Raw genomic sequence first — 26,494 nt, 5'->3', positions numbered from 1 at the left:
TCGTTTTCAACCCTGCGTCGCGCTATTGCGCCACGAGCGGTGGCGCCTCGACGTCGATCACTCCGCCGCTCCGCCGTCCGCCGAACTCCAGCACGGCCGCAACCAGCGCATCGATATCGGTCTCGTTCGTGCGGTGATTGACGATCGCGGCGCGGATCGCAAACTTGCCGTCCAGCGTCGTGCTCGAGGGCGCGGCGATGCCGGACTCCTGGATGTCGGCAACGATCTCGCGATTGACCGCGTCGCCGCACCGATAGCGGAAGCAGACGATGTTGAGATTCACCGGCGCCAGCAATTCCAGCCGCGGTTCGGCCAGCACGCGCGCCTCCAGATATTTGGCGAGCGCGCAGCTTCGCGCGATCACCGTACCCAGCCGGTCGGTGCCGAACGTCTTCAACGTAAACCAGGTCTTCAGCGCCCGGAAGCCGCGCGACAAATCGGGGCCGAGATCGCAGGGCCAGACCGCCCCCGCCGCCAGCCCCCTCGCCTCGCGGCTCAGATAGGCCGCCGGCTGGGCGAAGGCCTGCCGGTGCTGCTCGCCGTCGCGTACCAGCAGGAAGCCGGCGTCATAGGGCACCTGCCCCCATTTGTGGAAGTCGAGCGCAATGGAGTCGGCTAGCTCAATGCCGCCGAGCAATGGCGCGAGTTCGGGAGAGAGAATTGCGAGCGCGCCAAAAGCGCCGTCGACGTGAAACCAGATTCCTTCGCCGCGGCACAGCTCCGCGACGGCCCTGAGATCGTCGATCGCACCGACATCGACCGTGCCGGCGGATGCGACGACCAGGAACGGCTTGAAGCCGACCTCGCGATCGGCCGCGATCTGCGCACGCAGCGCGGCCACATCGATGCGGTGATCTGCATCGACGCCGATCTTGCGCAGTGCATCGGTGCCGAGCCCGGCGATGTCCATCGCCCTGGAGACACAGCCATGCGCGGTCCGCGACGTGTAGGCCGTGAGCAGCGCGCCGTCATTGCCGATGCCGTGCTGCCGCGCCAGCGTGCCGAGCGCAGCGTTGCGCGCCACCAGCACCGCAATCAGATTGGCCATCGATGTGCCCGTGACGAAGATGCCGCTCGCGTCTTCCGGGAAGGCAAACAGGCGGCGCATCCAGTCGACGATCTGGCGCTCGACCTCGATCGGCATGTGGTCGCGGCCGCCGAGATTGGCATTCAGACCCGCGGCGAGCATCTCCGCGACCATGCCGACAGCCGTGCCGCCGCCATGCACCCAGCCCATGAAGCCGGGATGAACGTTGCCGGTCGCGTAAGGCGCGACATGCGCTGCGAACTCGCGATAGACATCAGCGAGCTCGCTTGCCTCGCGCGGCACGTCGGATTTGATGGCCGCGCGGACATCATCGGGAATCGGCTGCCAGACGGGGCGCGCGCGGACGTTGGCGATGCCGTCGATCGCCTCGTCGAGCATGCGATGGGCAAGCGCGCGGAATTCGCTCCAGTCCTGCGGATCGAGCGAAGTGTGCGTGACGGAGCCTTGCGTGTTGCGGATGATCTCGTTCATGCTGCAGCCCCCTCGCCCGCCTTTACGTGCCGCGACAGCATCGCCGTGAACGCGGCAAAGATCTTGCGCATCTGCGGCGGCTTGTATGGAAACACGGCCGGCGGATCCATGTTGTGCACGACGGCGGTGTTGTCGGCCTCGAACACCAGCAGCTCGCCGTCCTGGTTCTCGGCGCAGTCGACGATGAAATAGTCGAGGCCGACGCGCCGGCTCATCTCGTCGAGCGCATTCTTGTGGCGCGCCGCGAAGGCGTGATCGAAGTCTTGCATGAAGACGGCCTCTTCAGCGCGCTTCTCCTCGCTGAACGCCATGTAGGCGTTGAGATACCAGATGTCCCAACGATCGGCGATCGCCATGTGACAGGCATAAGGCTTGCCGTCGACCATGGTGAGCCGGATCTTGCGAAAGAGCCCGTCGGAGCTCGCGTAATTGACGAAACGCGCGACGAAAAAGTCCTGCTCCTGTCGCTCGGCCAGATAGGCCTTCAGCGCCGCAGCATCGTCGACCTTCGCGAGCCCGACGCCGGCGTGCGTGCCGCGCGGCCGCACGATCATTGGAAAGTGCAATTCGCTCGTAATCTCCGCGCAAGCGATCCGTCCCTCTGAGAGAGCCGTCAATTGCGCACGGGTCGCGTTGGCGGTCACGGGAATATCGAGACCGGGGATATCAGCCAGCAACCGATAGAGCTTGTCGCGATCGAGATTGCCAATCAGCTCGGGGCGATTGAGCAGCGGCCGCGGCCAGCGCGGCGCGGCCTGTTCGATGACGGCGAGTGCCTCGCGGCATTCCGCGGAATCGGAGGCGACCACGATGGCCACGTCATGCTCGGGCAACGTCTCGGGCAGGCCGACGCCCTTCACCACGTAGAGCGTCAGCAGCTCGATGTCGGAGCCTTCGAGCAGGAACTCGATCGGGGTGTTGCCGCCCATGTCGATATCGGCCGCGAGCGCCAGCACGCGCATGCGCGGTTTGGCAGCCGCGCAGGGCGTGCGAAACAATTGATGGAAGGCAAGCACCTCGGTCTGGATCACGAGGCCGGCCTCCTTTTCGCCGAGCAGCTGGGCAATCAGCGACAGGTCCAGCCCCTCGCCTGCCTCCGCGATTCCTTCCGCGATCCGCTCCAGAAGCTTCTCGCGCAACGGATGCAGATTGCCGCCCTCGAAGGCCCGGCGCGTCAACTGCGCAAAGCCGATACGGTCGGAATGGGCTGGCGCGGTGGCGCCGTTCGGGGCGGAAACAGGATGCAGCATCTTAGGCCTCGAGCACGAACTTCCCCGGCGCAGCCGTGGCACCGTCGAGCAGCAGCTCGATCTTCACCAGCATGTGGGCGATGCGATCGAGGATCTGCTGCAAATTGCGTTGCGATTGTGCGGCGTCCGCCGACCAGGCTTCGGTAACGAGCCGCGCGCCGACACACAGCCGCAGCAATCCTTGCTTGCCGTCCGCCCGCTCAAGCCGTACCGGCTGACCAACGAGGCAGCGTTGTGCGGCGACCTGCCGGTCCGCCGCACTACCGCCGATGTCGCTACTCATGTCACGCGCCAGAGCGCGATGCACCGCGCTGGTGTCCGCGATAGAGACCGGCTTGCCGTTGCGCAGCAACGCGAACGGAAAGATCGTGGCCGCCGCAAATTCCTCGTCATTCACGCCGGCCTGCCCGGATGCATTCGGAACGGCCTGAAACGATGGCGACAGCGCGATCATGCTGTCGATGCCGGTGGCGAGCTCGGCCAGCGCCTTGGCGCGGAATGCGCCCGGCACGGCATAGTAGCTGCCGATCTCCGCCAGTGCGGCCTCCCAGCGCAGCCATTGACCGAAATTCGGCCGGCGCTCGAATCGCGAGCGCAGCGCCGTCCAGGCCGTCGGCCAGTCGCAGCGGCCGGCATAGTCGAAGATGCCCGGCGCCATCGCGCCGATTCGGTCGATCGACCGCGACAGGCCCTTCGGCACCAGCAGCGCGCCGCTGAAGGCGGGGCCGCCGAAGAATTTCGAGCCTGTCATCAACACCATGTAACCGCGGTCGAGATAGGAACGCAGCCGGCGGCGACCGAGTCGCGCCTGGCAGGCATCGACGACCACCTGAACCTTGCGCGGCCAGCGCCGCGCGATCTCATCGAGGCAGGCAGCACTCGGCGCGCGCCAGCCGAGTTTTGACGAATCCATGATGTGCAGAAGAACGCACCGGCCTTGCGCGAGGCTGTTCTCGATTGCACGCATTACTGCAGCGTCGGCATCGGCGCGCATCGCGATGTCGGACGCGGCGGCGTCGAGCAGCGGCACCGCGATGCTGTCACCAGCAAGCCCGGCCACCGCATCGTCCTTGCGCACCGCAAGGCCGCTCGCCGTCAGCGTGCTGAAATGGCGCCCGCCCGCAGTATGGGCCGTCCCGCTTCCGGTCTGATCGGCGCCGACCACGATCGTCAACGGCGGTGCGCCCAGCACCGCGCGCGCCAGGAACAGGGCATGGAGCTGGGAGTCGGTGCCTGACGGCGAGAACACGATGTCGACGCGCGGCGAGAGCTGGAGATGGCCGCGCAGCTCCTCGCGCATGCCCTCGCAGCGTGCGTCGAAGGCGACCTCGACCTCGTCGAACAGGCATCTGTGCATGAGCTCTTCGCGCGCCAGCGCAGCGCGATCGTAGGCGGCTTGCGAGATCGTGGACGCGGTCGACGAAGCAAAATTCCAGATCTCCGGCTCCGGCGATGGCGCACAGCCATAGGCGTTGACGCGATCGTCAGGATCGAGCGTCAGGCGCGGATCGCCGCCGGAGACCAGCAGCGTGTCGAGCGGCGTGAAGAGATCGCGCAAGCGATAGCGCGAGCCGCCGTCGGACGCTCGTTCGATGTCTGGCAGACGGGATGCGCCGGTGCTCATCCCGAAGCGCTCAGGCCGCGTCGGCCGCCGCCGCAGGCGCCGGCGCGAACTGAGAGGCGATATCGCCGTGGAATACCGACGGCCCGACATGGTCGAGCGAGCTCTGGATGTCGGCCCAGATCTCGCCGCCGATATCGGTCCAGCGCTTGCAGAAGGCGAAGTCCTCGGAGAGATAGGTGCCGGTCGCCGGATCAATCATGCATTCGAACAGCGCAAACCGGTTCTGGCTGGCCGCCAGCGTGTCGTGCGAATGCTCGCGGAAGAACTGCAGGTTCGCATAGTCCGGATGGCGGCACATCGCTTCCAGCACGTGACGCCGGATCATGAGGAAGCCCGTGCCCGCATAACGCACGCGGGTAAAGCCGTTGACCACCACGATGCGGTCGGGATCCTCGATCTCGAGCACGTAGTCGAGCGAGGCAGCCGGCACATCCGCCCGACCTGACTGGATCGCACGCGCGGCCTTGTCCCAGTTGACCCGCTTGATCGGATAGCAGCCCGCAACGACGTCGGCGCCGCATTCGATCAGCCGGAACACCTGCTCCGGCTTGAAGCCGATATCGGCGTCGATGAACAGGAAATGCGTCGCCTTGGGATCGTCCAGGAACATCGCGACCAGATTGGCCCGCGCCCGCGTGATCAGCGCGTCGCCGTCGCGCAAGTGCACCTTGAGCTCGAGATTGGACATGCCGTGCACGGCGCGCTGGAGCGCGAAGATCGAGCTCGCATAGATGCTCGACACCTGCCCGCCGAAGCAAGGCGTTGCCACCACCAGCTGCATCCTGTCAGACATCGACCGCTCCGCCCCCGCTTGCAATCCTCACCAAGAGGTAAACAGGCATGGTTAACGACGTCTTAACGCAACCTTACAGGAACTTGACGAGCGAGAGCTGGGCGAGTTTTGAGGTGGTCTGGTAGGACGCCTGGAGCGCATTCTGCAGTGCCAGGATCTCGCTCGCGACCTGATCGGGCGAGGCCGATTCCGCCTGGTCGACGATGGTCTGGAGCTGCGCCTTGGCCTGGGTCTGGCGCGTGGTCGCGTCCTTCATCGTGTTCTGGGCCATCGCGATGTCGGTCTGGATGTCCTCGATGCGCTGCTGGCCGGGCTGCTGGGTCAGCGCCTGGGTCACCCGCAGGCTCAGCGCCGAGACCTGCCCGCCGGAATACTGCCCGGTCGGCGAGGTCGAGAACGTCCCGAACACGGCGATCGCCTGCAACTGGCGACGGATCGCGTCCTCGTTCGCCTGGGCGCCATACTGCACCGTGACGGAATCGTCGACCCGCGCCATCGCGGTGGAGCGCGGCGAGCCGGGCCCGTCATTGCCGAGGTACCATTTCACGGTGTTGGCCGAGCCGTTCACCAGCGTCGTCGCCGAGCTCGCCGGCGAGGAGCCGACGCGCAGCGGCGGCTGCGTGGCGGTCACCGGCGTCGCGCTGAAGCCGAGCGAGCCCAGCGCACTCGTGTTCGAGCTCGTGATGTTCAGGCTCGCCGCATCGTCGGTGTTGATCGTGATCGCGCCGCCATGAACCGTCGACGGCTTCGACGTTCCCGTGATCCCGTCGATCTTGCTCAGCAGGGTCTGGATGCTGTCGGTGACGTTGAGCTGGTTGCCGGTCGCGCCCGAGCTGACGAAGGTGAGCGTGGTGCCGTTGACGGTGATGGTGTCGCCGGCGACGAAGCCCGGCGAGATCGAATCCGAGGGGCTGGTGCCGGACAGCGCGGTCGCACCGCTGATCGGTGCGGGCGGAGCCGCCTGGTTGGTCTTGGCACTGCCGATCGCGGAGCTCGCCGTGTTGAAGAAATTGTCGCCGGCCGTCACGGCCGACGCCGCAACCAGCGAGGTGTTGGCGAGCTTCTTGATCGCCGTGTTCAGCGCCGTGTTGAGGTTCGCCGCGGTATTGTTCGGGTTGACCGGGACGCTCGCGTCGATCGCAAAGCTGCCGAGCGGCGTCGGCGTCGCCGAGGACGCTGTCAGGTCGATCTGCTCGGTGGTGCCGTCCGGCAGCGTGAACTGAATGCTCAGCTTGTCGCCGTTGCTGGGATTGTTGCCGTTGAGATCGACCGAGAACGACACCGGCGAGCCGCTCGGGCCGGTGACGGTCGCACCCGTCAGCGTCGAGGACACCGACTTGATCTTGAGCCCGAACGGAGATCCCGCGACGTCTTCCGATACCTGGACCGAGCTCGGCGTCGGCTGCGTCTGCACCAGCCGCCCCATGCCGTTAGCCCCTAAGTCGGCGGCCTGGCGCTCCGCCATCACGGTCTTGAAGCCCGCCTGCGTCGTGGTGCCGTTGATGATGTCGCCGGCGTCCGCAACCGACTGCGTGTTGACCGCCGTTCCCGAGAACAGATAGCGGTTGCCGGTCTGCGTGTTGAAAACGCCGACCATGGAGCCGAACTGGGCGGCGGCGGTGTTCTGCGCGATCGTCTGTCCGTTGACGTTGAGATCCTGCGCGGTGTTGGCCGAGCCCGTCTGCACCGTGCTGCGGATCTTCGTCAGCGACTGCAGCGCGGTATTGGCGAGGTTGATGCTGACGTTGACGTTCGTGATCGTGTCGGTATAGGCCGCGATGTTGGAGAGCTGCGCGCGCGAGGCGATCGCAAAGCCCTCGTTGGTGCCCATGCCGGAATAGTTCTGCGACAGCTTGCCGGTCGAGAGCTGCGTCGACAGGTCGGTGAGCTGCTGATTGATGTTGCGGATCTGCGAGCCCAGAACCGACGAGGAGTAGTTGATGCTGCTGATCGACATCTTTCAGAGCCCTGTACTGGTTACCTTTGAGCCTGGATCAACGTGTTCATCATGCTCTGCACCACCGACATCACGTGGGCGTTGGCGGCATAGGCATTCTGGAGCTGGATCAGGTTCGACATCTCCGAGTCCAGATTGACGCTGGAGGTCGAGTTGAACTTGGCCTGGAGCGTCGAGACCACGACGCTCTGGCCCTGCTGCAGCTGGGTGGCCTGGGTCGAGGCGTTGGCCTGGATGCTCAGGAACTGCTGGAGGTAGTTCGAGACGCTGCCGGTGAAGGGCTGGTTCGCCGAGCCGAGGCCGGTCGTCGGCGAATAGGAGAACACCGCACTGGTGAGCTGCGAATAGAGATAGTCCGAGCGCGTGGTGTCGCCGGCGGGCGTCACCGGCGAGGTATTGTAGACCGACAGCCGCGTGGGATCGCTGACCAGCTGCGTGTTCACGGCGATGCGCCCGGCAAGCCCGGTCATCTGCGAACCCGATGCCGTGATTGCACCGGTGTAGAGCGCCTGGCCGCCATCGGTGAACACCGCCAGCTGCGGACTGCCCGAAGTCAGCGACGAGATCGTCTTGGTGGTCGAGGCCGAATTGACCTTGGCAAGGCCGCTGTTGTCGTCGGTGACCCGCAGCGTCGTGGCGGTGGCCGGCGACGGCGCGGCGGAGAACGTCAGGTGCGAGCCCGCCAGCGCGGTATTGAGCGCGGAGGCGATCGCGCTCATGCCGCCCGAAAAATTGACGCCAACCTGCATCGGGTTGGCGTTGGTGGCGTTCTGGAGCGGCAGCGCCGCCGGATCGGTCACGTTGACGAGCGTGATCTGGCGCTGGGTGTTGGTCGCGGTGTCGGTATAGGTGATGTTGACCGTATTGCCCGGCAGCGCACCGGCAAGGTCCAGGTCGAAGCCGGCCGGCGGGCCAGCGACCTTGCTGCCGGCCGTGGTCTTGTCCGACAGCGCGCTCGACATCGCGGCGGCGAGCTGGTCGATCTGGGTCTGCGCCTGCACCAGCGTCTGGTCACGCAGCTTCAGGTCGGCCGCGATCTGACCTGAGGAAACCACATTGTTGGCGACGACGTCGACCTGCGAGCCGTTCGGCAGTTTGATGTTGAGCGCGCCGACGCCGGACTTGGCCGGGTCGGTGTTGTAGAGCGAGGTCGCCGACAGCGCGCCTGCCGAGGCAAAGGAGAATTGCGAGGCGAGCCCGGCGCCGACGAGCTGGACGCCGGTCGTGGTGTAGATGTTGGCCTGGTTCGAACCGTCGGTGGTGACGCGGACGTCGACGTATTTCGACAGCGTGTTGATGGCCTGGTCGCGCTGGTCCATCAGCGTCGCAGCCGAGGGATCGTTGGCTGACAGGCCCTGAAGCTTGGTGTTGATGTCGGCGATCTGCTGCATCGCCGCGTTGGCGGCTTGCGCCGAGGTGCCGAGATCCTGCTCGACGTTGGAGCGCAGCGACTGGATGCCCTTGGTGGTGACGTTGAGCTGCTGCGCCAGCGCCTGCGCCGCGCCAAGCGCAACGGTCTGCGCCGACGAGGCGCCCGAGCTCGTCGACAGCGCCTGGAGCGCCGTGGTGAATTTGTTCAGCGCGCTTTCGAGCGTGCCGCTATTGCCGGGCGTGCCATAGACACTCTGAAGCTGCTTCAGGATGTTGGCCATCTGGTCGGCGTAACCGCTGCCACCGGTCTCGGTGCGCAGCTGGTTCAGCACAAAAGTGTCGAGCTCCCGGCTGACGCCGGTCGTCATCGCCGTCGATCCGAAATCGCCGGTGGTGACCTCGATCTGGTTCGCCCTCTGGACGACGTAACCCGGCGTCTGCGAGTTGGCGACGTTCGAGGAGACGATCGAGAGCGCGGCCTGGTTGGCACGCAGGCCGCTCATCGCACTGGCGAGGGCTGAACTCAAACCCATGTGTACTTACCCGCCTTTGGTTACGTCACGCGCCGATCAGCGCAACACGTTCAGGAGGTCCTGCACCATCGAATTCGCGGTCGTGATCACCTTGGTGTTGGCCGAATAGGCCTGCTGGGTCACGATCAGCTTGGTGAACTCGTCGGCGATGTCGGTGTTGGAGCCTTCCAGCGACGAGCCGCTGATGGTGCCCGAAGCGCCGTCGATCGCGGGGCCCGACTGCTCGGTCGCGGCGTAGGCGCCGCCGTCGAGCGCCTTCAGGTAATTCGTGCCGTTGAAGTGCGACAGCGAGACCTGTGCGAGGTCGAGGTTCTGGCCGTTGGAGAAGGTGCCGACCACGAGGCCGTTGTTGTTGACGGCGACGGAGCGGAGCTGACCGGCGGCATAGCCGTTCTGGGTGATGGTGTTGATGGTCACCGCGCCGCTGGTGCTGGCATATTGCGTCAGGCCGCCCTGAGAGATGTTGAAAGCGAGCGAGCCGAGCTGCTGGCCGCTGACGCTGACATTGTTGATGGTGACGCCCGAGGTGCTCGGCGAGGTCAGTGAGCCGTCGGCAGCAAAGGTGAAGGCCTGCCCGGTATTGACCCAGCCGACCGTCGTGCCGGTCGCGTTCGGATCGGTCTGGTAGAACAGGTTCCAGGTGTCGGAATGGCCGGTGCCCAGCGAGGCGCTGTCGGTCTTGGCCCAACGCAGCTGCAGGTTCACCGGCGTGCCCGCGGCGTTGTAGGCGGTCACCGCACCGCCGCTGATCGATTCCTTGGTGAAGGTGGCGATGTCGTTGCCGATCACGCCGCCGGTGCCGGCCGTGCCGCCGCCGCCGCGGTTCTTGGAAATGGATGACGTGAAGCCGAGCGCGGCGAAGGCGCTGGAGTTGTTGCTCGTCACCGTCAGGGTCGGATTGGCGATACCGGTATTCAGAGTGATCACGCCGTTGGTGATCGACGAACCGCTCGCACCGCTGAGGTTGTCGATCTTCTGGAGCAGGGTCGCGATATCGTCGGTGACATTGATCAGGTTTGGGGTCGCAGCGCTGGCACCGGAATTCACGAAGGTGATCGTATTGCCGGCTCCCGTGCCATTGACCTGGATGGTATTGCCGGCCACGAACGGCGTTGAGAGGACTTCCGCACCGCCGGGCGTCGCGCTGCCGCCGAGCACCGTAGCACCCGTGATCGCGGGAGTGGACAGCACGTTACCGCCGCGCGTTATGCTGCTGAGGCCGAACAGGCCTGCCGCAGTGCCGCTGATCGTCACGTCGGCCGTGGTGCTGGTCGTGATCTGGATGTTACCGCCCGCGGTCATTGTCGCGGTGGCGGGAGCGCCACCGGCACCCAGGGTGATCGCATTCAGGACATCCGACATCAGTGCGCCGGTGGGCGAAAGCAGACCAATCGTGGTCGTGGCGCCGACCGTCGAGGCGCCGGAAACGGTGGCGTCAAAGTTGATGGTCTGGCCGTTGACCTTCAGCGTCTTGCCGGCCAGGCTGGTGAGAAGGCTTGTGTTGAGATGCGGGGTCACGGCGGAATCGAGAGACGTGGCGCCAGTTGCTGCCGCCGAAGCGCTGTCCTGCAGCGTCACCGTGCCGGTCGCGGTCGTCGCCGTATAGGCCGAGCGCAGATTGCCGGTAGCGGCTGCGCCGGAGACCGTCGCGTTCGTGTAAGGCGGCGGCGGCGTGCCGACGATCAGCGGGTTGGCGGCGAAGTCGGACGGGTTCAGGCCGCCGGCAGCCAGCAGCGTGCCGCTCGCCGCGGTCGAGCTCGCCGCCGTGTTCGGCTTGGACGGCAGGTTCGCAGCGTACTGGATCGAGGTGGTCGCCTGCGCCGGGATGAAGTTGTTCTGGAATTTCAGGACCGTCGCCACGTTGCCGGTCGGGTTGCCGGTCTTGGGGTCGACCGTGGTGCCCATCAGATAGTAGCCGGCGCCGTTGACCAGGTTGCCGTTGGCATTGAGCTGGAAGTCGCCGCGACGGGTATAGTAGGTGACGCCGCTGAACACCGGCACGTTGTCGACGACGCCGGTCGCCTTCTGGATGGAGAAGAAGCCGTCGCCGGTGATCGCCATGTTGGTGGCGACGGTGGAGCCCGAGATGGTGCCCTGCGTGGTGATGGTGGCCTTGGCGTTGGCCGTCACGCCGCCCGCGACCTGCTTGCTCGGAACCGAGGAGTCGGGAATGAGATCGACGAAGCTGGTGCCGATGCCCTTGTAACCGGTGGTGGATGAGTTCGCGATGTTGCCGGAAATGTTCTGCAGCGCGTAGGACTGCGCCTGCAGACCACCCACCGAGGTGTTCATTGCATCGAAGATACCCATAACTTTGTCTCCAAATCCGATCTCGGCGGCCGGTCGACCATGGCCGCAGTCGGAGGAGACAGTCGCAAGGGCTATGCCAATGCGGGTATCTTCATGAAATCAATGACTTAATGAAAAAGCCTCGGTCTGATGACCGGGGCACAATTGCCGGGACCGGCAACAATTGCCGGGACATCCTGTCGTTCCGGAGCGATGCGCAGCATCGAATCCGGAACCTCGAGATTCCGGGTTCGGTCCTGCGGACCGCCCCGGAATGACACCTCAACTCACTACGTCGCCGAGGCCGCAGCCGGGTGGAAAACCAGCCCGAAACCGTCGATGCAGTAGCGCAATCCGGTCGGCTTCGGACCGTCGTCGAAGACGTGACCGAGATGGCCGCCGCAACGCCGGCAATGCACCTCGGTGCGCACCATGCCGTAGGTGCGGTCCTCGGTCTTGCCGACATTGCCCTCGATCGGCTGGTAGAAGCTCGGCCAGCCCGTGCCGCTCTCGAATTTGGTATCCGATGCAAACAGCGGCAGGTCGCAGCCGGCGCAGGCGAAAATGCCCTTGCGATGCTCCTTCAAGAGCGGGCTGGAGCCCGGCCGCTCGGTGCCGTGATTGCGCAGGATCTCATATTGCTGCGGCGTGAGCTGGGCACGCCATTCGGCCTCCGTCTTGGTGATCTCGAACGTTTCCGCGGCCTTCTCGCCAGCCTCGGCAGGTGATCCTCTCAGCCAGCGGAAGGCCGAAAGGCCGAACAGGCCGGCGACAGTCGTCAGCAGGATGCGGCGGTCAAACATCTCATTCTCCGTGCGCGGGAAGTCCACGCCCTGAGATACGGGCTCTAACGGCCGACGTTACACTTCCGGGCGGAGGATTTCTCAACTTATTGCGAGACGCTCTGGTCCTGGACAGCCGGTTCCGGAGCCTGCTTCACGTCTTGGGCCGCATGTTCCGGTGCAGGCGCCGGCCGCGGCCGCACGCCGGGCGGCGGACGGCGCGGCCCGGTCCCGGCGGCGCGGTTGGCTTCGGCGAGACGGGCCTCGCGCTCCCTGTCCTTGACTCTGGCCCGTTCGCGGTAGCGGGCGAGCGAGCCCGCGGCGGCGGAGCTCGCCCTGCCCCAGATGCCGACCAATTGGCCGGCAACGCGGCCGGTCGCCCCGCCGGCCCAGACCAGCTCGAACGGCGAGAACAGCTTCCAGCGCTCATCGCCCCACAGGATGCTGCGCGCGATCAACTGTCCGGCCATGGCCGAAGTGTTCATGCCCTGGCGGCCGAATCCGCTCGCCACCCACAGGCCTTTGCGCAACTGGCCGATCTGCGGCATGCCGTGCACGGTCTGGCCGGTGGCGCCGCCGAACGTCTCGGTGATCTCGACGTTGCCGAGCTGGGGGAAGATCGTGCGGATGCGCCGCTTGACGCTGCCTGCAAAACGCTGCGGTCGCGCGGCCCAGGTGGTCTCCGGGCTCTCCCACATCAGGCGGTCGCCATCGACGATGCGGAAATGATCGACGCCGTCGGAATCCATCACCGATCCCTTGAAGGCGATGATCTCCTGCACGCGCTCGCCGAGCGGCGCGGTGATGCCGGCGTAGCGCCAGACCGGCAGCAGCGTCTCCGACAGGCGTCTCAAGGGCGCGCCGAGATGGATGTTGCCGGCGAGCACGATGTGGGTGGCGCGTAGCCGCGCCGATGGCGTGACGATGCGCTTGCGGATGCCGGAATGATCGATGCTGACGACCGGCGTGTCCTCGAAGATGCGGGCGCCTGCCCGCCGCGCCAGCCCCGCAAGGCCGTGCACGTATTTGCGGCCGTCGACCTGGAACGCCCTCGGGTAATACACGCCGTGGAAGTAACGATCGGTCTTCAGCACCTCGCGGACGCGATCGACCTGCCAACCCTCGACCTCGGTGTCGAAATCCTCGTTCAGCATCTGCAGCCGGCTGATCAGGCGGTCGCCGGCATCGACGTTGGAGACCTCCAGCACGCCGTCGCTGGGAGCGATCCCCGGCATGTTCTCCTCGGTGGCGTTGGCGCGGACGAATTCGGCCCCCTCCTTCGACAGCGCCCACAATTCGCGGGCGTCCTCGAAGCCGATGCGCTCGATCAGCTCAGTGAGCGGCAGCGCAAAGCCCGGCATCACGGTGCCGAGCTGGTTGCCGGAGGCATTCCAGCCGACATGGCGGCCCTCGAGCACTGCGACGCTGGCCCCGAGCCGGGCTGCCTCCAGTGCGATGGAGAGCCCCGCAAGCCCGGCTCCGATCACGCAGATATCGGCGTCGAGCTCGAACGACAGCCGCGTGCGCTCGCGAAGGCCGGCTTCTTCCTGGGACACGCTTGTGAAAGTCTCGCTCATGTCGTTTTCTTAGAGCATGAACCGGAAAAGTGTGCAGCGGTTTTTGCGAAAAGATCCTGCTCAAACCAACAACTTAAATCGCGATGACGATTTGTTCTTGCCTCATCGCCGCTTTAAAGAACCGATCGGGCGCTTGTCACCTTGTCCTCAACTGGCGTCTGTAGATTATCCTGGACGTGGAACGATTCGAGAATGCCATGCGCCGTTTGATGCTGCTGCGTCACGCCAAGACCGAGACTGACGCGCCAAGCGGCCGCGACCAGGATCGCCGCCTCGACGACCGCGGCCACAAGGATGCCGCGCAGATGGGCGACTGGATCGCCAGCCATCCGCCCTTCCCCGATACCGTGCTGGTGTCGCATGCCGTCCGGACACGGCAGACCTGGGACATCGCCTGGACGACGATGAAGGACCGCGTCCGGGCGCCGCAGGTCGAGGTCCTGCCCGAACTCTACGGCGCCGATCCCGCGCAGATCCTGGAATCCATTCGCACTGCAACGATTCCCGCCGATCCGAAGCGGTTGCTGCTGGTCGGGCACAATCCCGGCATGCACGAGATCGCCCTGATGCTGACCGGCGGCGGCGATCACGCCGGCGCCAAGGCGCTCGCCCACAACCTGCCCACGGCGGGGCTTGCGATCTTCGACTTTGACGTCAAGGATTGGGGGGACGTGGCCTACCGCCGCGGCAAGCTGGTGCTGTTCGTCAGTCCCAAGCTGCTTCGAACGGCCTGAGACGCGCGGGCGCCGTCTCGACCGGAAGTGGACACCGGTTCGCGTCAAGAAAACGCGTCCAAACAAGAAGCTGGAGCTCCGTTCCGATTCCATCGGAACGAAAATGGCTCTAGACTTCCTGACTGGAAGACTGGAGGCGCAGATGTTCAAGTCCATCCTCGTGCCCATCGACCTTGCCGACACCGACCTCGCCAAGCCGGCGATCGCGACCGCGGCCACGCTGTCGCAGACCTGGAGCGGCACGGTGCGCCTGCTCAACGTGCTGCCGATGACGCCGGTGATGCTCGCCGAATATGTGCCGGCCGATTTCGACGAGCAGCAGCGCCAGACTTCGGAGGAAGCCCTCGCCATCGTCGCGCGCGAATCGGGCATCGAGGCTGCTCGCATCTCCAGCGTGGTTCGCCAGGGCGGCATCTACCACGAGATCCTCGAGGAAGCCGTGCACATGAAGGCCGATTTGATCGTGATGACCTCACACCGGCCGGCGATGCGCACCTATTTCCTCGGCTCGAATGCCGGGCACGTCGTGCGCTATGCCAAGTGCTCGGTGCTGGTGGTGAGGCACTGAGGGGCAGCGGGCCCGCAATTCGTAGCCCGGGTGAGCGCAGCGACACCCGGGGCCGCTCGCTCCGCGAAATCCCGGATATCGCTTCGCTCATCTGGGCTACGAGACCGTGTGTTGCCCGACGGGCAAAACACCCAATCTCTCGGTCAATGCGCATCGCCAAAAATATTCCGCTTTACCGAATTTCGGAAACGGCGTATTCATCGCCGCAACCCGGCCCAAGGAAGAGGGGCGTATCGCGATCGTCACGAACGCGGGCCGGGCGGCGGTGGACGCGGGCCACATCGGCGCGAAGGGTTTTGCAGGGCGGGCAACCGTGAGCAAGGACGTCGCGCAAACGACCGGTGCGGCTCTCGTACGGCAAAATCGTGTGGTCCTGGCGCCCGGGGTCTGTGCGCCAAGTCTTGCGGTGATGTGGCGGCCCGACCGGGTCCGCGCGTCAGCAAGCCGTGAGGCGACGGGGGCAATAGTGCATCGCTCCCCGGGGAGAGCACGACATAAGCCGTAACACCACTGCGCAGGGAAGGCCGGATGTTTGGCTTCACCTGTATGCCGCTGTGCAAATTCTTGTCGCCACCTTCCGCACAGTGGACCGTGGGTGCCCGGCCGGCACCCGGCCTTCCCTGCGCCCTCTTTCATTGGGGGCGAGATGACAGGCAAAGCTCGGGCGAAATCAGCCGCGAGGATGCGAAGCTGTGTCTGCAGGGGCGTAGGATGGGTAGAGCTCTTGCGAAACCCATCATGCTTCCGCAAGTGGAAAGGGTCGATGGGTTTCGCTGCGCTCTACCCATCCTACGAGCTCTGCAATGAGGATACGAACTGAAAGAGCCGGGCAGGCACCCAGCACTCCGTCATTGCGAGGAGCGCTTGCGACGAAGCAATCCAGACTGCCTCCGCACAGGCATTCTGGATTGCTTCGCTGCGCTCGCAATGACGATGTCGAGAGAGCTCTGCACGAAAACTCTGCTCGTGCCCCGGACGCTGCGCAGCACGAAGTGATGCGCTGCAGAGCCGGGGCCCATGATTCAGCGAACCCTGCGGCTTGCTGGGTCCCGGCTCTGCGCAGCAGCGTAAGAACGCTGCAGCGCGTCCGGGACACAAGAGCGAGCAGCAACGCTCGCTCAGCCAAAGCTTACAGATACCGCGACAGCTCGGCCTTGAACTGTCCGTACACCGCGTCCTCGATCTGGCTGCGATTGATGCCGATGTCGCGCAGGGCGCGGTCGTCGAGCTCGTTCAGGGTCTTGACGGCGGAGCGGCGCTCCAGGCGGTCGAACAGCGCGTAGGCGGCATTGGCGAGCGTTGCAAAAAATCCGCTCGACGAGGATGGGCGTAAACTCCGCCCGGCAGTTTGCGAGATCGTGGTCATGTTTCTTCTCCGGCGTATCGTCCCGCGCGGCGAAGCAGGCGCCGTTGGCGCCGACGCTGTCGGCGCCTGCACCTCATTTGCCGTCGGATTGCTCTCGCTCCCCTCGGCTCAATCGCGGAACTTGATGGAACTTAAATGCTCCAGTACACTACTCGGAGCAAGTAAAACATTGCTCTCGGTGCAATAATGTCCAAGTTCGAGTACGTGAAGCTTGCCGATGCCATTGCCGCGGATATCTCTAACGGCACGTTAAGGCCCGGCGACCGGCTGCCGCCGCAGCGCAATTTTGCCTATGATCGCGGCATCGCGGTCTCGACCGCGAGCCGGGTTTATACGGAGTTGCTCCGCCGTGGCCTCGTGGTCGGCGAGGTCGGCCGCGGCACCTTCATCTCCGGCGACATCAGGCGCGAGGTCGAGGCGCTGAGCGAGCCGCGCGATGCTCGGATCGATTTCGAGGTCAATTATCCGTTATTGCCGCAGCAATGGGCGATGATCGCCAAGAGCCTCGCGGGGCTCGAACGCGTCGACGCGCTCGAATCCGCTTTGCGCGTCTCGACCAGCACCGGCACCAAGAGTGCGCGCCATGCGGCGGCCGCCTATCTCGCCCGCAAGGACTTCACGCCGCAAGCCGAGCAGATCGTCTTCACCGCCAACGGGAAGCAATCGCTCGCGGCCGCGCTCGCAGCGCTCGTTCCCACCGGCGGACGCTGCGGCGTCGAGGCGCTGACCTATCCTTACGTCAAAAGCATCGCAGCGCGGCTCGGCATCACGCTGGTCCCGATTCCAATGGACGAATTCGGCGCGCGTCCCGATGCCATCCAGAAGGCGCACCGCGAGGCGCATCTGTCGGCGCTGTACCTGCAGCCCATCATCCAGAATCCGCTCGGCGTCACCATGAACGCGACCCGGCGTGCCGACATCATGCGCGTCGCCGAGAAACTCGATCTCACCATCATCGAGGACGCCGTCTACGGCTTCCTCGCCGACGACACGCCGCTGGCCACCCTCGGGCCGGACCGCTGCATCGTGATCGACAGCCTTTCCAAGAAGGTCGCGCCGGGCCTTGCACTCGGCATCCTCGTCACACCGCCTCACTTGCGCGAGAGCGTGATGAGTGCGGTCCGCACCGGCGGCTGGATCGCCTCGGGCCACGCGCTCGCGTCCGGCCAGCGGCTGATGGCCGACGGCACCGTCGCCGAGCTGACGCGGCTGAAACGCATCGACGCCGCACGCCGCCAGCAGACCGCGGCAAGGCTGCTCGCCGGCTACCAGATCGCGGCCGACACACGCGCATATCATTTGTGGCTGACGTTGCCGTCGCACTGGCGCTCGCAGACCTTCGTGGCCGCAGCAGCAAGGCGCGGCATCGCGCTGACGCCGTCCTCGACTTTCGCGATCGCGCATGGCCATGCACCGAATGCGGTGCGGCTCGCGCTCGCTCCGCCCACCCCGGAACAACTCGATTCCGGCCTGCGCACAATCGTCTCGCTGCTCGGCACCAAGGAAGAGGATTTCGACTCGACGGAGTAGCTTGCTGTGAAGATTAAGGCAGCAGGGCCTTCGGGACGCGATCGAAGCTGTAGCTCTGCGGCTGGTTGCGCCGCACGAAGCCGCCGACCTGCCAGGCGAACAGCGCGGCAAAGCCGAGGATGAACAGCACGCCGGCGAATTCGCCGATCATGAGTGCGCGGATCAACAGCCCGGCCATCGCCACAGCGAGCGCCGCCAGGAACGCCAGCACCGCCGCATAGGTCTTGCGGCCGAGGCCTGCGGTCAATTCGGCGCGGCTGCCCGCTTTCGCCATCCGTGCGTGGAGCTCGATGAGAAAATCGCGAAAGCCGTTGTCCTGCGGCGCCATCAGGGCCGCGGTCTGCCAACTCGTCGACAGGATCGCGATGCGGCCGCCGCCGCTGTGGCTGACATCGGCGCGAAAGCGGTGCTGCTGCATCGACACCGGACGGAACGACAGCCGGATCGCCGAGATCTCGTCATAGCGCCACAGGCCCGAACTGCCGGCGATGTGCCAGGACAGCCCCTCCTCCGTCAGCTCGAAGCGATGCGCCGAGCCGATCAGCGAGGCCTTGTAGGCGTATCTCGTGGCCGCCTCGGCTCCGGAAACCTGCATCTCGAAATCAATCCCGTCCGCGATCCGCTTGCGCGATCGCCCTCGCCCATCCTACAAGCGAGGCATGGCTGAGACGACCTTTTTTCCGCGTCGCCTGATTCTCGGCGCCGCAATGATCTCCGGCGTGCTGCTCGCGCTCGCGGTGCACATGCTGGGCGCGCGCTACGGTCTCGACCTCGGTGGTCTCTGGCGCTCCGACACGCATGAGTTCATTCCGGCTGGCGCTGCGATCGCCTGGTGGCTGATCGCAACCGTCGGCTTCTCCGGCGGCTATTTCACCGCAAGCCTGATGCAGAGCGCAGTCTCCGGCCAGATCCCGCAGCGCATGCGGCAATTCCTGATCGCAGTCGGCGTGCTGCTGCTTGCGGGTGCCGGCCAGGTGGCCTCGGCGCCGAGCCCGATCCCGACGGTCTCGGGCGTGCTGGCCGGGCTTGCTGCATTGTGCCTCGGCGCCGTGATGGCGTTCTGCGGCGCGCATTTCGCGCTGCGCCGCGGCTGATCCTTCAGGCCGAGACGCGCAGCCGAGGCCGGTCCAGCATCATCGCGACTTCCGAGGCAGGTCGCGGCTTGCTGAACAGATAGCCCTGCGCCTGGGTGCAGCCCTCGCGCCGGAGCAGCTCGAGCTGCGCGTCGTTCTCGACGCCTTCCGCCGTGGTGACGATGCCGAGGCTGCGGCCAAGGCCGGTCACGGCGCGGATGATCGCCATGGAATCCTCGCGCGTCGCAAGCTCCGACACGAAGGAGCGATCGATCTTGATCTTGTCGAACGGGAAGCTGCGCAGATAGCTCAGCGACGAGTAGCCGGTGCCGAAATCGTCGAGCGAGATCCGCACGCCCATGGCCCGCAGCTCGTGCAGCGTGGTGAGCGTCGCCTCGCTGTTCTGCAGCAGCACGGATTCGGTGATCTCGAGCTCGAGGCGGTGCGCCTCAAGTCCCGAGGCGGCCAGCGCCGCGGTCACGGATGCGATCAGGTTCGGGCTCTTGAACTGCACCGGCGACAGGTTGACGGCGACGTCGACATCGTCGGGCCAGGTGGCCGCGTCGGTGCAGGCGGAGCGCAGCACGAATTCGCCGAGCTGGACGATGAGTCCGGTTTCCTCGGCGAGCGGAATGAAGCTGACGGGAGCGATCAGGCCGCGCTGCGGATGATTCCAGCGCAACAGCGCCTCGAAGGCGACGACCCGGCCGCTGGCGACGTCGCGGATCGGCTGGTAGTACGGCTGGAATTCGTCGCGCTGCAGCGCCGCGCGCAGATCCATTTCCAGGAGGCGCCGGGCCTGCGCGCGCGCATCCATGCCGGTCTCGAAGAAGCGATAGGTGCCGCGGCCGTCCGCCTTGGCGCGGTACAGCGCGAGGTCGGCGTTCTTGAGCAGCTCGTCCGGATTGCTGCCGTCCTGCGGCGACAGCGAGATGCCGATCGAGACACCGATCACGATCTGATGGTCGTCGATCTCGTAAGGCGCCGAGATCACCTCGACGAGGCGGCCGGCAAGCGACCGCGCAGCGGCTTCCTCCGACCGTCCGATCTGGACCACGGCGAATTCGTCGCCGCCGAGCCGCGCCACCGTGTCGTGTTCGCCGACGGTGGCCTTCAGCCTGCGGCCGACCTCCTTGAGCAGCGCATCGCCGATGGGATGGCCGAGCGAGTCGTTGATGTCCTTGAAGTGGTCGAGATCGAGACAGAGCACCGCAAGCTGGTCGTCCGACTTCGCCCGGTGCAGTCCCTGCTCGAGCTCCTCATGGAACAGCACGCGGTTCGGCAGGCCGGTCAGCGCGTCATGTCGCGCCATGTGCGAGATCTTGTCCTGCGCCGCCAGCCATTCGGTGATGTCCTCGAAGGTCGCGACCCAGCCGCCGCCCTGCATCGGCTGGTTGACGACGCGGATGGAGCGGCCGAACCGGTTGATGACGTCGGTCGTGGTGCGGCCCTCGCGCGCATCGGCGACGAGCCGCGCAAAGAATTCATCCGCATCGCCCAGCCACTGGCCCTTGGCCTGCTCCTCCCTGAACACGTCGACCAGCAGACGGCCGGTCAGCGCGATGTCGGTACGGCGGAGCATCGACGCATATCGCTCGTTGAACAGGATGATCTTGCCGTCCGCATCGAACATGCACAGTCCCTGCGACATGTTCTCGAGCGCGGAGTCCAGCACCAGTTGCTGGCGTCCCAGTTCGCCCTTGGCGCGGCGGTCGAGCAGCGCAGCAACGAGCGCAATCGCGATGATCGCAACCGCGGCGGTAGCCGTGAGGAAAGACATCGAGGCAGGCGGAACCGCGAGCCCGCTGATCGCGAGCGTCGGGTCCGGCGTCAGCAGCACGGCGCCCATCGCGGTGAAATGATGTGCGACGATGGCGAGCGTCAGCAAGGCGGTCGCGCTCAGCGCATGGGAGATATCGTCGCGTCGCGCGGCGACGAACAGCGCGAGCGCGGCAAAGACAACTCCGAGCAGCACCGAGGCGGCAACCGTGCTTCCGACCCAGCCCACGCGGGCCGGCATCTCCAGCGCCGCCATGCCGGTGTAATGCATCGCCGCGACACCGCCGCCGACGATGGCACCGCCGACGACGATCCAGGCCGCGCGCGAGGACGACACCGCGATGCTCAGCCCGACGAAGGTCACCGAGATCGCAAGGATCAGCGAAAGAATCGTGACCGGGATGTTGTAAGCGCCGGCATCGCCCGGGCCGTAGGCAAGCATCGCGATGAAATGCGTCGCCCAGACACCGCATCCGCTGACGACAGCATCCAGTGTGATCCAGGCGAGGCGCCCCGGTCCCCGCGTCGCGCGCGCCCGGTGAAACAGGCTGATCGCCGCGGCGCTGGCGAGCAGGCATACTGCTCCGCCAAGCGCAACCAGGCTCCAATCATGCTGTTCGGTGAGACAGTAAAGAACTTGATACATTGCCGGCCCCTATGGGACCCGCACTTGAACCGACAGTGGTGGACGATCGGTAACCGGCTATGTGCCGGTTCCGCGGATGGTGAACGGGAGATGTGTTCATTCGCTCGGATTGTTCATCCTCGCGAGGGCGCGCCGATCCCGATCGCCGCGGCGGCAAGCAGCAGGACGGAGGCCGATACGGCCAGCGAGGCGTGCAGGCCGGCCATGAAGGCCCCCTCCGAGGCCACCAGCGAGCCGAACAGCGCAACGCCGAGCACGCTGCCGGTCTGCCGCGTCGCGTTCAGGACGCCGGCCGCGATGCCGGAGCGCGCCTTCTCGACACTGCCCAGCAGGGTCGAGGTCAGCGGCGGCACCAGCAGCCCGAGGCCGCCGCTGATCGCGATCATCTGCGCGCAGATCATCCAATAGCGCGTGTCAGCCTCGATCCAGAGCAGGCCGAGACAGCCCAGCGCCGAGATACTGGCGCCGACGACGATGGTCGGGCACGCGCCGATGCGCTCGGCAAGGCGCGGCGCCAGCAGATTGACCGGCAGCACCGCCGCCATCATTGGCACGAAGGCGAGCCCGGTCCACCACGCCGACAGCCCGTTGATCCTCTGGAAGTAAAGGCTGAGCACGAAGATCAATCCGTAGATCGCGATGTTCACCAGCAGTCCGACGAGCGCGGTGAGGGTAAACAGCCGGTGACCGAACAACGACAGAGGCAGCATCGGTTGCGCCGCTCGGCTTTCCCGCCAGACAAACAGCACGCCCACGACCAGGGCCGCCGCGAAGGCCGCGAGCACGGCCGGATGATCCCAGCCGAGCGCGCCGCCCTCGATGATCGCGCCGGCCAGCGCCCCCAGCGCGCCGATCGCTGCGAGCTGGCCGGGCAGATCGATCTCGCGCGAGGGCGCGCGCGTGGTCTCGGTCGCATAACGCCAGCTCAGCCCAAGACCCATCAGGCCGATCGGGAGGTTGACGAGGAAGATCGCGCGCCAGCCGACCAGGGTGATCAGCACGCCGCCGACGAAGGGACCCGCGGTGAGCGCCAGGCTGGCGCCGGCAGCCCAGATCGCAACAGCCCGGCCCCGCGCACGATCGTCTGTATAGGCATGATTGAGCAGCGCCAGCGAATTCGGCACCAGGATCGCCGCCGCCAGCCCCTGGACCAATCGTGCCGCGATCAGCACGATGGCGTTGGGCGACAGCGCGCACGCGAGCGAGGCGGCGGTAAAGATGGCGAAGCCCGCCATGAAGACGCGCTTGGCGCCGATCCGGTCGCCGAGCGCGCCCGATGTCAGGATGAAGGCTGCAAAGGCGATGGTGTAGGCGCTGACCACCCATTGCAGCTCGGCCACCCCGCCGCCGAGCGTCTTGCCCATCGCATCGAGCGCGGTGTTGACGATGGTGACGTCGAGCTGCACCACGCCATAGCCGAGGCTCATCGCGGCCAGCGTCAGCAAGGTCGCAAGACGCGAGCCGGCACGCTGCGCGCGGGCCGCGTCGTCGAAGGATTCATATTTGATGGTGTTAGCTCGCATGCTGCACCTCGATTGCAGCCCCATGCGAAAACATACGCTTGCGCCGCGCCATCATGTTTCGATTATGGTCGAAACATCATCGCGCGATGAATCGTAGTCCTTCAGTAACAAACGACGAAGCGCCACGCCCTGCTCGCGGTGCAAGTCCCGTGCGCGCGCAAGCATGGGAACAGGGCGAGATTGTCTCTGTTGACCCTTTCATGTTCCCCTCTAGGCGATGAACCTCATGGCAAGAGTTGGCAACTCCTCAATTCCGTCTGGCGCACGATCAGAGTTCGGCAAGACCGCAACCATCTTTGTTGTCGGATGCCTGATCGGCGCCCTGTTCGCCGGCAGCACCATCGCAACCCCGCTCTACGTCATCTACAAGCAGCAGTTCGGCTTCTCCCAGATCACCCTGACGCTGATCTATGCCGTCTACGTCGTCGGCAATCTGACCGCATTGCTGGTGTTCGGCCGGATGTCGGACCAAGTCGGGCGGCGGCGCACGGCGGTCATTGCCATCGGCATCGCCATCACGGGCGCATTGGTCTTCCTGCTCGCACACGGTGTCGCCTCCCTTTACGTCGCACGGGTGCTGAGCGGCCTCGCCATCGGGATCGGCGCCGGAACCGGCACTGCCTGGCTCGCCGAACTGATCGCCGAACAGGACCGTTCCCGCGCCACCGTGATCGCGACGATCGCGAATTTCACCGGTCTTGGTCTCGGCGCGTTGATCGCCGGCCTGCTTGCCGAATATGTCGCGCTTCCGCTGCGAACGCCGTTCATCGCCTATCTCGCGGTGCTGGTCGTTGTCTCGATCCTCCTCGCCTTCGCGCGCGAGACCGTCGATCGGCCGCTGGCCGCGTTCGCGCAGCTGTCGATCCGGCCGCGTGCCGGCGTTCCGTCGTCGATCCGGCCGCGCTTCGTGGCGCCCGCGGTGACAGGCTTCGGCGCGATGGCCCTCGTCGCCTTTTTCGCCGCGCTGGCACCGAGCGTGCTCGCCAACGAGCTTCATGTCACCAGCCATGCCGTCGCCGGCGCGATCTTCCTCGAGCTGGCAGCCGCTGTGGCGCTGGTCATCGCGCTGACGCGCTCACTCTCCAGCCGCACCGCCATGCTGTGGTCGCTCGGCCTGATGTTGCCGAGCCTTGCCCTGCTCGTGACGGCACAATTCGTGGGTTCGCTCGCAGTCATGATCGCCTCGACCGCGACCTGCGGCGTGGCGGCGGGCCTCGGCTATCGCGGCAGCCTGCAGGTGGTGAACCAGATCGCGCCGGATGGTCGCCGTGCCGAGGTGGTCTCGGCCTATTTCATCTGCTGCTTTCTCGGAAACGCGCTTCCGGTGATCGGGATTGGCGTGCTCTCGAGCCTGACCAGCCTGACCGTGGCGAGCCTGGTGTTTGCCGTGACCATTGCGGCCTTCGCGGTGATTGCCCTGATGTTCGGACTGAAATACAAGGCCGGGCCGGCGGCGCCGCAAGACGAATAAGGGAGACGCCGCACGGCTGCACGGCGTCTCCAGACGAGACTGGGTCGCTAGCTCGCCGCGCGCAGATTCACCTTGCTCTCGGCTAGCGCCGTCAGCTTCTTGTCGGTCGCCTTCTCCTCCTCCAGCGTCTTGGCCAGCACGGTGGCACAGTCGTTGCGGCCGAGCTGCTTGGCCCAGGCGATCAGGCTGCCGTAGCGTACGATTTCGTAATGTTCGGCGGCCTGCGCCGCATTGATCAGCGCGGCGTCGAGCACCGCCTTGTCGGCGACTTCGCCGGCGGTCTCATCGGCCTCCTCGATGATGCCGTCGATGGCCGGGCAGTCGACCGCCTTCACGGCAACGCCGTGCATCCTGAACACTTCCTCGAGCCGCGTGACATGTTGCTTGGTTTCTTCGAGGTGCGTCAAAAAGCCCTGTTTCAGCTGCGGATCGGTGGCCTTGCTGGCCATTTTCGGCAGCGCCTTGGTGAGCTGCTGCTCGGCATAGTAGATGTCCTGGAGCTGGTGCACGAACAGGTCGTTCATGGTCTTGATGTCCTTTGTGAACAGTCCCATCGTTCCAATCCTCTCGGGTTTCGGGAACACGTAGACGCCGGCCTGCACGAAAAGCCGCTTATTCCGCCATGTTCGGTTACTGATGGGCCGCTAACGAGAGCCCGGCATCGACGTTCCATAAAAGCCAGCATCGCTTGAGCTGGAACAATGCAGGCGGCAGCACGATATGAAATCGTGCCGGCATGTGAACGTACGATCCGGGCCTATCTGCCGACTCATGTGCTTAACGCGCGCCCGATGTGAACCGCATATGACAAAAGTAGTCGGTCTGGCGCAGAACCTATCCTTGTCAAGGGCTGCACAAGTCACTGTTTTTGCCTTAAATGAGCTGGATCATATCCAGCGATCGACACTGCCTTCGGCAACGATCGCGCCCGACTGGCCAATGCCCGGCCGGGTCGGTCTTGCCCCCCGCCGGGAGGATGAATGCACGGACTGCTGACCGCGCTGAAACGCGGCTTCAAGAGATGGATTGGCTGGCGACGGCTCGGAATTGCCGCGAGCGTGTTCATCATCGCCTTCGCCATCACAACGCTGGTGCGGACCCTCAAGGGCATCGATACCGGCGTGATCCTGACCGCGTTAACCGAGATTCCCCGCGGCAGCATCGGGCTGGCGGCGATCTGCGTCTTCTTCGCGTTCTGTACGCTGACCTTCTACGACTTTTTTGCACTGCGAACGATCGGCAAGAAGCACGTTCCCTATCGCATCGCAGCGCTCTCCAGCTTCACGTCCTATTCGATCGGCCACAACATCGGCGCCACGGTTTTTACCGGCGGTGCGATCCGCTTCCGGATCTATTCGGACTATGGGCTGAACGCGATCGACGTCGCGAAAATCTGCTTCCTGTCGGGCCTGACCTTCTGGCTCGGTAACATCTTCGTGCTCTCGATCGGCATGGCCATCCATCCGGATGCCGCGTCCTCGATGGATCAGCTCCCCTCGTCGCTCAACCGGTTGATCGCGCTCGGCGGCCTCGCCTCGATCGGCGCCTATCTGGTCTGGCTCTGCATGGGCGAGAAGCGGCGCGAGCTCGGGCAGAAGGGCTGGAAGGTGGTGCTGCCCTCGGCGCCCCTGACGCTGGTGCAGATCCTGATCGGCGTGGTCGATCTCGGCTTCTGCGCCACGGCGATGTACCTGCTGATGCCGGCCAATCCGCCGATCGACTTCCTCTCGCTCGCCGTGGTGTTCATCTTGGCGACGCTGCTCGGCTTCGCCAGCCACGCGCCCGGCTCGATCGGCGTGTTCGACGCCGCCATGCTGGTGGCACTGCCCGAATTCGGCCGCGAGCAGCTCCTGGCGACGCTGCTGGTGTTCCGTCTGCTCTATTTCGTGATCCCGTTCGGCCTCGCCATCTCCATCATGGGCACGCGCGAGCTCTGGATGAACGTGGTCGAGCCTTGGCAGGAGCGACGGCGGCTGGCGGAGGCCTGCGCCCAGGCCAATCTGCCCAAGCAGGTGGCGCCGATGGAGCGCGAACGGCTGCTGCGGCAGGCCAATAAACGGTAGGCTGCGATCTGGAGCCGGAAGGCTTGCGGGCGGGGAGGCAATCCCC

At 65.5% G+C, this 26,494-nt stretch carries 20 protein-coding genes; 6 read left to right on the top strand and 14 right to left on the bottom strand.

Annotated features, from left to right (window positions below):
* Nucleotides 1-22 precede the first annotated feature (22 nt).
* From QA649_RS17575 to QA649_RS17535, 9 genes are all read right to left on the bottom strand, one after another.
* Nucleotides 23-1,519 carry an aspartate aminotransferase family protein gene (locus QA649_RS17575; protein WP_283025299.1) on the bottom strand — a complete coding sequence of 499 codons (1,497 nt, stop codon included), beginning with the start codon at nt 1,517-1,519 and terminating at the stop codon, nt 23-25.
* On the bottom strand, nt 1,516-2,769 hold the full coding sequence (locus QA649_RS17570; protein ID WP_283025298.1) for a hypothetical protein: 1,254 nt from the start codon (nt 2,767-2,769) through the stop codon (nt 1,516-1,518). The genes QA649_RS17575 and QA649_RS17570 overlap by 4 nt, the downstream gene beginning before the upstream one ends.
* A gap of 1 nt (nt 2,770) precedes the next feature.
* On the bottom strand, nt 2,771-4,393 hold the full coding sequence (locus tag QA649_RS17565; RefSeq protein WP_283025297.1) for a hypothetical protein: 1,623 nt from the start codon (nt 4,391-4,393) through the stop codon (nt 2,771-2,773).
* Nucleotides 4,394-4,403: 10 nt separating this feature from the next.
* Entirely contained in the window at nt 4,404-5,186 is a 783-nt protein-coding gene (locus tag QA649_RS17560) for a hypothetical protein (protein WP_283025296.1), read from the bottom strand.
* 73 nt (nt 5,187-5,259) lie between these two features.
* Nucleotides 5,260-7,143: a flagellar protein gene (locus QA649_RS17555; RefSeq protein ID WP_283025295.1), complete on the bottom strand. Its 1,884-nt coding sequence runs from the start codon at nt 7,141-7,143 to the stop codon at nt 5,260-5,262.
* Between the two features lie 20 nt (nt 7,144-7,163).
* Complete coding sequence (gene flgK, locus QA649_RS17550; RefSeq protein WP_283025294.1) at nt 7,164-9,047, bottom strand: flagellar hook-associated protein FlgK; 1,884 nt, start codon at nt 9,045-9,047, stop codon at nt 7,164-7,166.
* 36 nt (nt 9,048-9,083) lie between these two features.
* Nucleotides 9,084-11,357, bottom strand: coding sequence for a flagellar hook-basal body complex protein (locus QA649_RS17545; RefSeq protein ID WP_283025293.1), 2,274 nt, complete (start codon nt 11,355-11,357; stop codon nt 9,084-9,086).
* Between the two features lie 269 nt (nt 11,358-11,626).
* Nucleotides 11,627-12,139: a peptide-methionine (R)-S-oxide reductase MsrB gene (gene msrB / locus QA649_RS17540; RefSeq protein WP_283025292.1), complete on the bottom strand. Its 513-nt coding sequence runs from the start codon at nt 12,137-12,139 to the stop codon at nt 11,627-11,629.
* Nucleotides 12,140-12,225: 86 nt separating this feature from the next.
* A complete protein-coding gene (locus QA649_RS17535; protein ID WP_283025291.1) occupies nt 12,226-13,695 on the bottom strand; it encodes an FAD-dependent oxidoreductase in 1,470 nt (489 codons plus the stop codon).
* A gap of 197 nt (nt 13,696-13,892) precedes the next feature.
* Between QA649_RS17535 and QA649_RS17530 the strand changes: the two genes are divergently transcribed.
* Nucleotides 13,893-14,429, top strand: a complete 537-nt coding sequence (locus QA649_RS17530; protein WP_283025290.1) for a histidine phosphatase family protein — start codon at nt 13,893-13,895, stop codon at nt 14,427-14,429.
* Between the two features lie 142 nt (nt 14,430-14,571).
* A complete protein-coding gene (locus QA649_RS17525) occupies nt 14,572-14,997 on the top strand; it encodes a universal stress protein (protein WP_283025289.1) in 426 nt (141 codons plus the stop codon).
* A 1,129-nt stretch (nt 14,998-16,126) separates the two neighbouring features.
* Here the strand turns inward: QA649_RS17525 and QA649_RS17520 are convergent.
* Entirely contained in the window at nt 16,127-16,363 is a 237-nt protein-coding gene (locus QA649_RS17520) for a DUF1127 domain-containing protein (protein WP_026311968.1), read from the bottom strand.
* Nucleotides 16,364-16,549: 186 nt separating this feature from the next.
* Here QA649_RS17520 and QA649_RS17515 point away from each other — a divergent pair, with 186 nt between their 5' ends.
* A complete protein-coding gene (locus tag QA649_RS17515; protein WP_283025288.1) occupies nt 16,550-17,893 on the top strand; it encodes a PLP-dependent aminotransferase family protein in 1,344 nt (447 codons plus the stop codon).
* Between the two features lie 13 nt (nt 17,894-17,906).
* On the opposite strand, the gene QA649_RS17510 is transcribed toward QA649_RS17515, so the two are convergent.
* Nucleotides 17,907-18,488 (bottom strand): hypothetical protein, encoded by a 582-nt coding sequence (locus QA649_RS17510; RefSeq protein ID WP_283025287.1) that lies wholly within the window; start codon nt 18,486-18,488, stop codon nt 17,907-17,909.
* Nucleotides 18,489-18,552: 64 nt separating this feature from the next.
* Between QA649_RS17510 and QA649_RS17505 the strand changes: the two genes are divergently transcribed.
* On the top strand, nt 18,553-18,987 hold the full coding sequence (locus tag QA649_RS17505) for a hypothetical protein (protein WP_018642849.1): 435 nt from the start codon (nt 18,553-18,555) through the stop codon (nt 18,985-18,987).
* Between the two features lie 4 nt (nt 18,988-18,991).
* Here QA649_RS17505 and QA649_RS17500 read toward each other — a convergent pair whose 3' ends face one another.
* Together QA649_RS17500 and QA649_RS17495 are read right to left on the bottom strand one after the other, a co-directional pair.
* On the bottom strand, nt 18,992-21,391 hold the full coding sequence (locus QA649_RS17500; RefSeq protein ID WP_283025286.1) for an EAL domain-containing protein: 2,400 nt from the start codon (nt 21,389-21,391) through the stop codon (nt 18,992-18,994).
* Nucleotides 21,392-21,504: 113 nt separating this feature from the next.
* A complete protein-coding gene (locus QA649_RS17495) occupies nt 21,505-22,914 on the bottom strand; it encodes an MFS transporter (RefSeq protein WP_283025285.1) in 1,410 nt (469 codons plus the stop codon).
* A gap of 226 nt (nt 22,915-23,140) precedes the next feature.
* Here QA649_RS17495 and QA649_RS17490 point away from each other — a divergent pair, with 226 nt between their 5' ends.
* Nucleotides 23,141-24,385 (top strand): MFS transporter, encoded by a 1,245-nt coding sequence (locus tag QA649_RS17490; RefSeq protein ID WP_283025284.1) that lies wholly within the window; start codon nt 23,141-23,143, stop codon nt 24,383-24,385.
* Nucleotides 24,386-24,432: 47 nt separating this feature from the next.
* Here QA649_RS17490 and QA649_RS17485 read toward each other — a convergent pair whose 3' ends face one another.
* Nucleotides 24,433-24,939, bottom strand: a complete 507-nt coding sequence (locus QA649_RS17485) for a ferritin-like domain-containing protein (protein WP_018642852.1) — start codon at nt 24,937-24,939, stop codon at nt 24,433-24,435.
* Between the two features lie 426 nt (nt 24,940-25,365).
* Between QA649_RS17485 and QA649_RS17480 the strand changes: the two genes are divergently transcribed.
* Entirely contained in the window at nt 25,366-26,448 is a 1,083-nt protein-coding gene (locus QA649_RS17480) for a YbhN family protein (RefSeq protein ID WP_283025283.1), read from the top strand.
* The last annotated feature ends 46 nt before the right edge of the window (nt 26,449-26,494 follow it).

Origin of the sequence: Bradyrhizobium sp. CB1717 (assembly GCF_029714325.1) — a bacterium.
Lineage (GTDB): Bacteria > Pseudomonadota > Alphaproteobacteria > Rhizobiales > Xanthobacteraceae > Bradyrhizobium.
This window is presented reverse-complemented; position numbering and strand designations above follow the sequence as displayed.

Bases quoted from the DNA above. Each gene is read 5' to 3' on its own strand.
- QA649_RS17510 (WP_283025287.1), bottom strand. From the start codon at position 18,488: ATGCAGGTTTCCGGAGCCGAGGCGGCCACGAGATACGCCTACAAGGCC.
- QA649_RS17490 (WP_283025284.1), top strand. From the start codon at position 23,141: ATGGCAAGAGTTGGCAACTCCTCAATTCCGTCTGGCGCACGATCAGAG.
- QA649_RS17575 (WP_283025299.1), bottom strand. From the start codon at position 1,519: ATGAACGAGATCATCCGCAACACGCAAGGCTCCGTCACGCACACTTCG.
- QA649_RS17485 (WP_018642852.1), bottom strand. From the start codon at position 24,939: ATGGGACTGTTCACAAAGGACATCAAGACCATGAACGACCTGTTCGTG.
- QA649_RS17480 (WP_283025283.1), top strand. From the start codon at position 25,366: ATGCACGGACTGCTGACCGCGCTGAAACGCGGCTTCAAGAGATGGATT.
- QA649_RS17515 (WP_283025288.1), top strand. From the start codon at position 16,550: ATGTCCAAGTTCGAGTACGTGAAGCTTGCCGATGCCATTGCCGCGGAT.
- msrB (WP_283025292.1), bottom strand. From the start codon at position 12,139: ATGTTTGACCGCCGCATCCTGCTGACGACTGTCGCCGGCCTGTTCGGC.
- QA649_RS17520 (WP_026311968.1), bottom strand. From the start codon at position 16,363: ATGACCACGATCTCGCAAACTGCCGGGCGGAGTTTACGCCCATCCTCG.
- QA649_RS17500 (WP_283025286.1), bottom strand. From the start codon at position 21,391: ATGTATCAAGTTCTTTACTGTCTCACCGAACAGCATGATTGGAGCCTG.
- QA649_RS17545 (WP_283025293.1), bottom strand. From the start codon at position 11,357: ATGGGTATCTTCGATGCAATGAACACCTCGGTGGGTGGTCTGCAGGCG.
- QA649_RS17570 (WP_283025298.1), bottom strand. From the start codon at position 2,769: ATGCTGCATCCTGTTTCCGCCCCGAACGGCGCCACCGCGCCAGCCCAT.
- QA649_RS17495 (WP_283025285.1), bottom strand. From the start codon at position 22,914: ATGCGAGCTAACACCATCAAATATGAATCCTTCGACGACGCGGCCCGC.
- QA649_RS17535 (WP_283025291.1), bottom strand. From the start codon at position 13,695: ATGAGCGAGACTTTCACAAGCGTGTCCCAGGAAGAAGCCGGCCTTCGC.
- QA649_RS17565 (WP_283025297.1), bottom strand. From the start codon at position 4,393: ATGAGCACCGGCGCATCCCGTCTGCCAGACATCGAACGAGCGTCCGAC.
- QA649_RS17530 (WP_283025290.1), top strand. From the start codon at position 13,893: ATGCGCCGTTTGATGCTGCTGCGTCACGCCAAGACCGAGACTGACGCG.
- QA649_RS17525 (WP_283025289.1), top strand. From the start codon at position 14,572: ATGTTCAAGTCCATCCTCGTGCCCATCGACCTTGCCGACACCGACCTC.
- QA649_RS17505 (WP_018642849.1), top strand. From the start codon at position 18,553: ATGGCTGAGACGACCTTTTTTCCGCGTCGCCTGATTCTCGGCGCCGCA.
- flgK (WP_283025294.1), bottom strand. From the start codon at position 9,047: ATGGGTTTGAGTTCAGCCCTCGCCAGTGCGATGAGCGGCCTGCGTGCC.
- QA649_RS17555 (WP_283025295.1), bottom strand. From the start codon at position 7,143: ATGTCGATCAGCAGCATCAACTACTCCTCGTCGGTTCTGGGCTCGCAG.
- QA649_RS17560 (WP_283025296.1), bottom strand. From the start codon at position 5,186: ATGTCTGACAGGATGCAGCTGGTGGTGGCAACGCCTTGCTTCGGCGGG.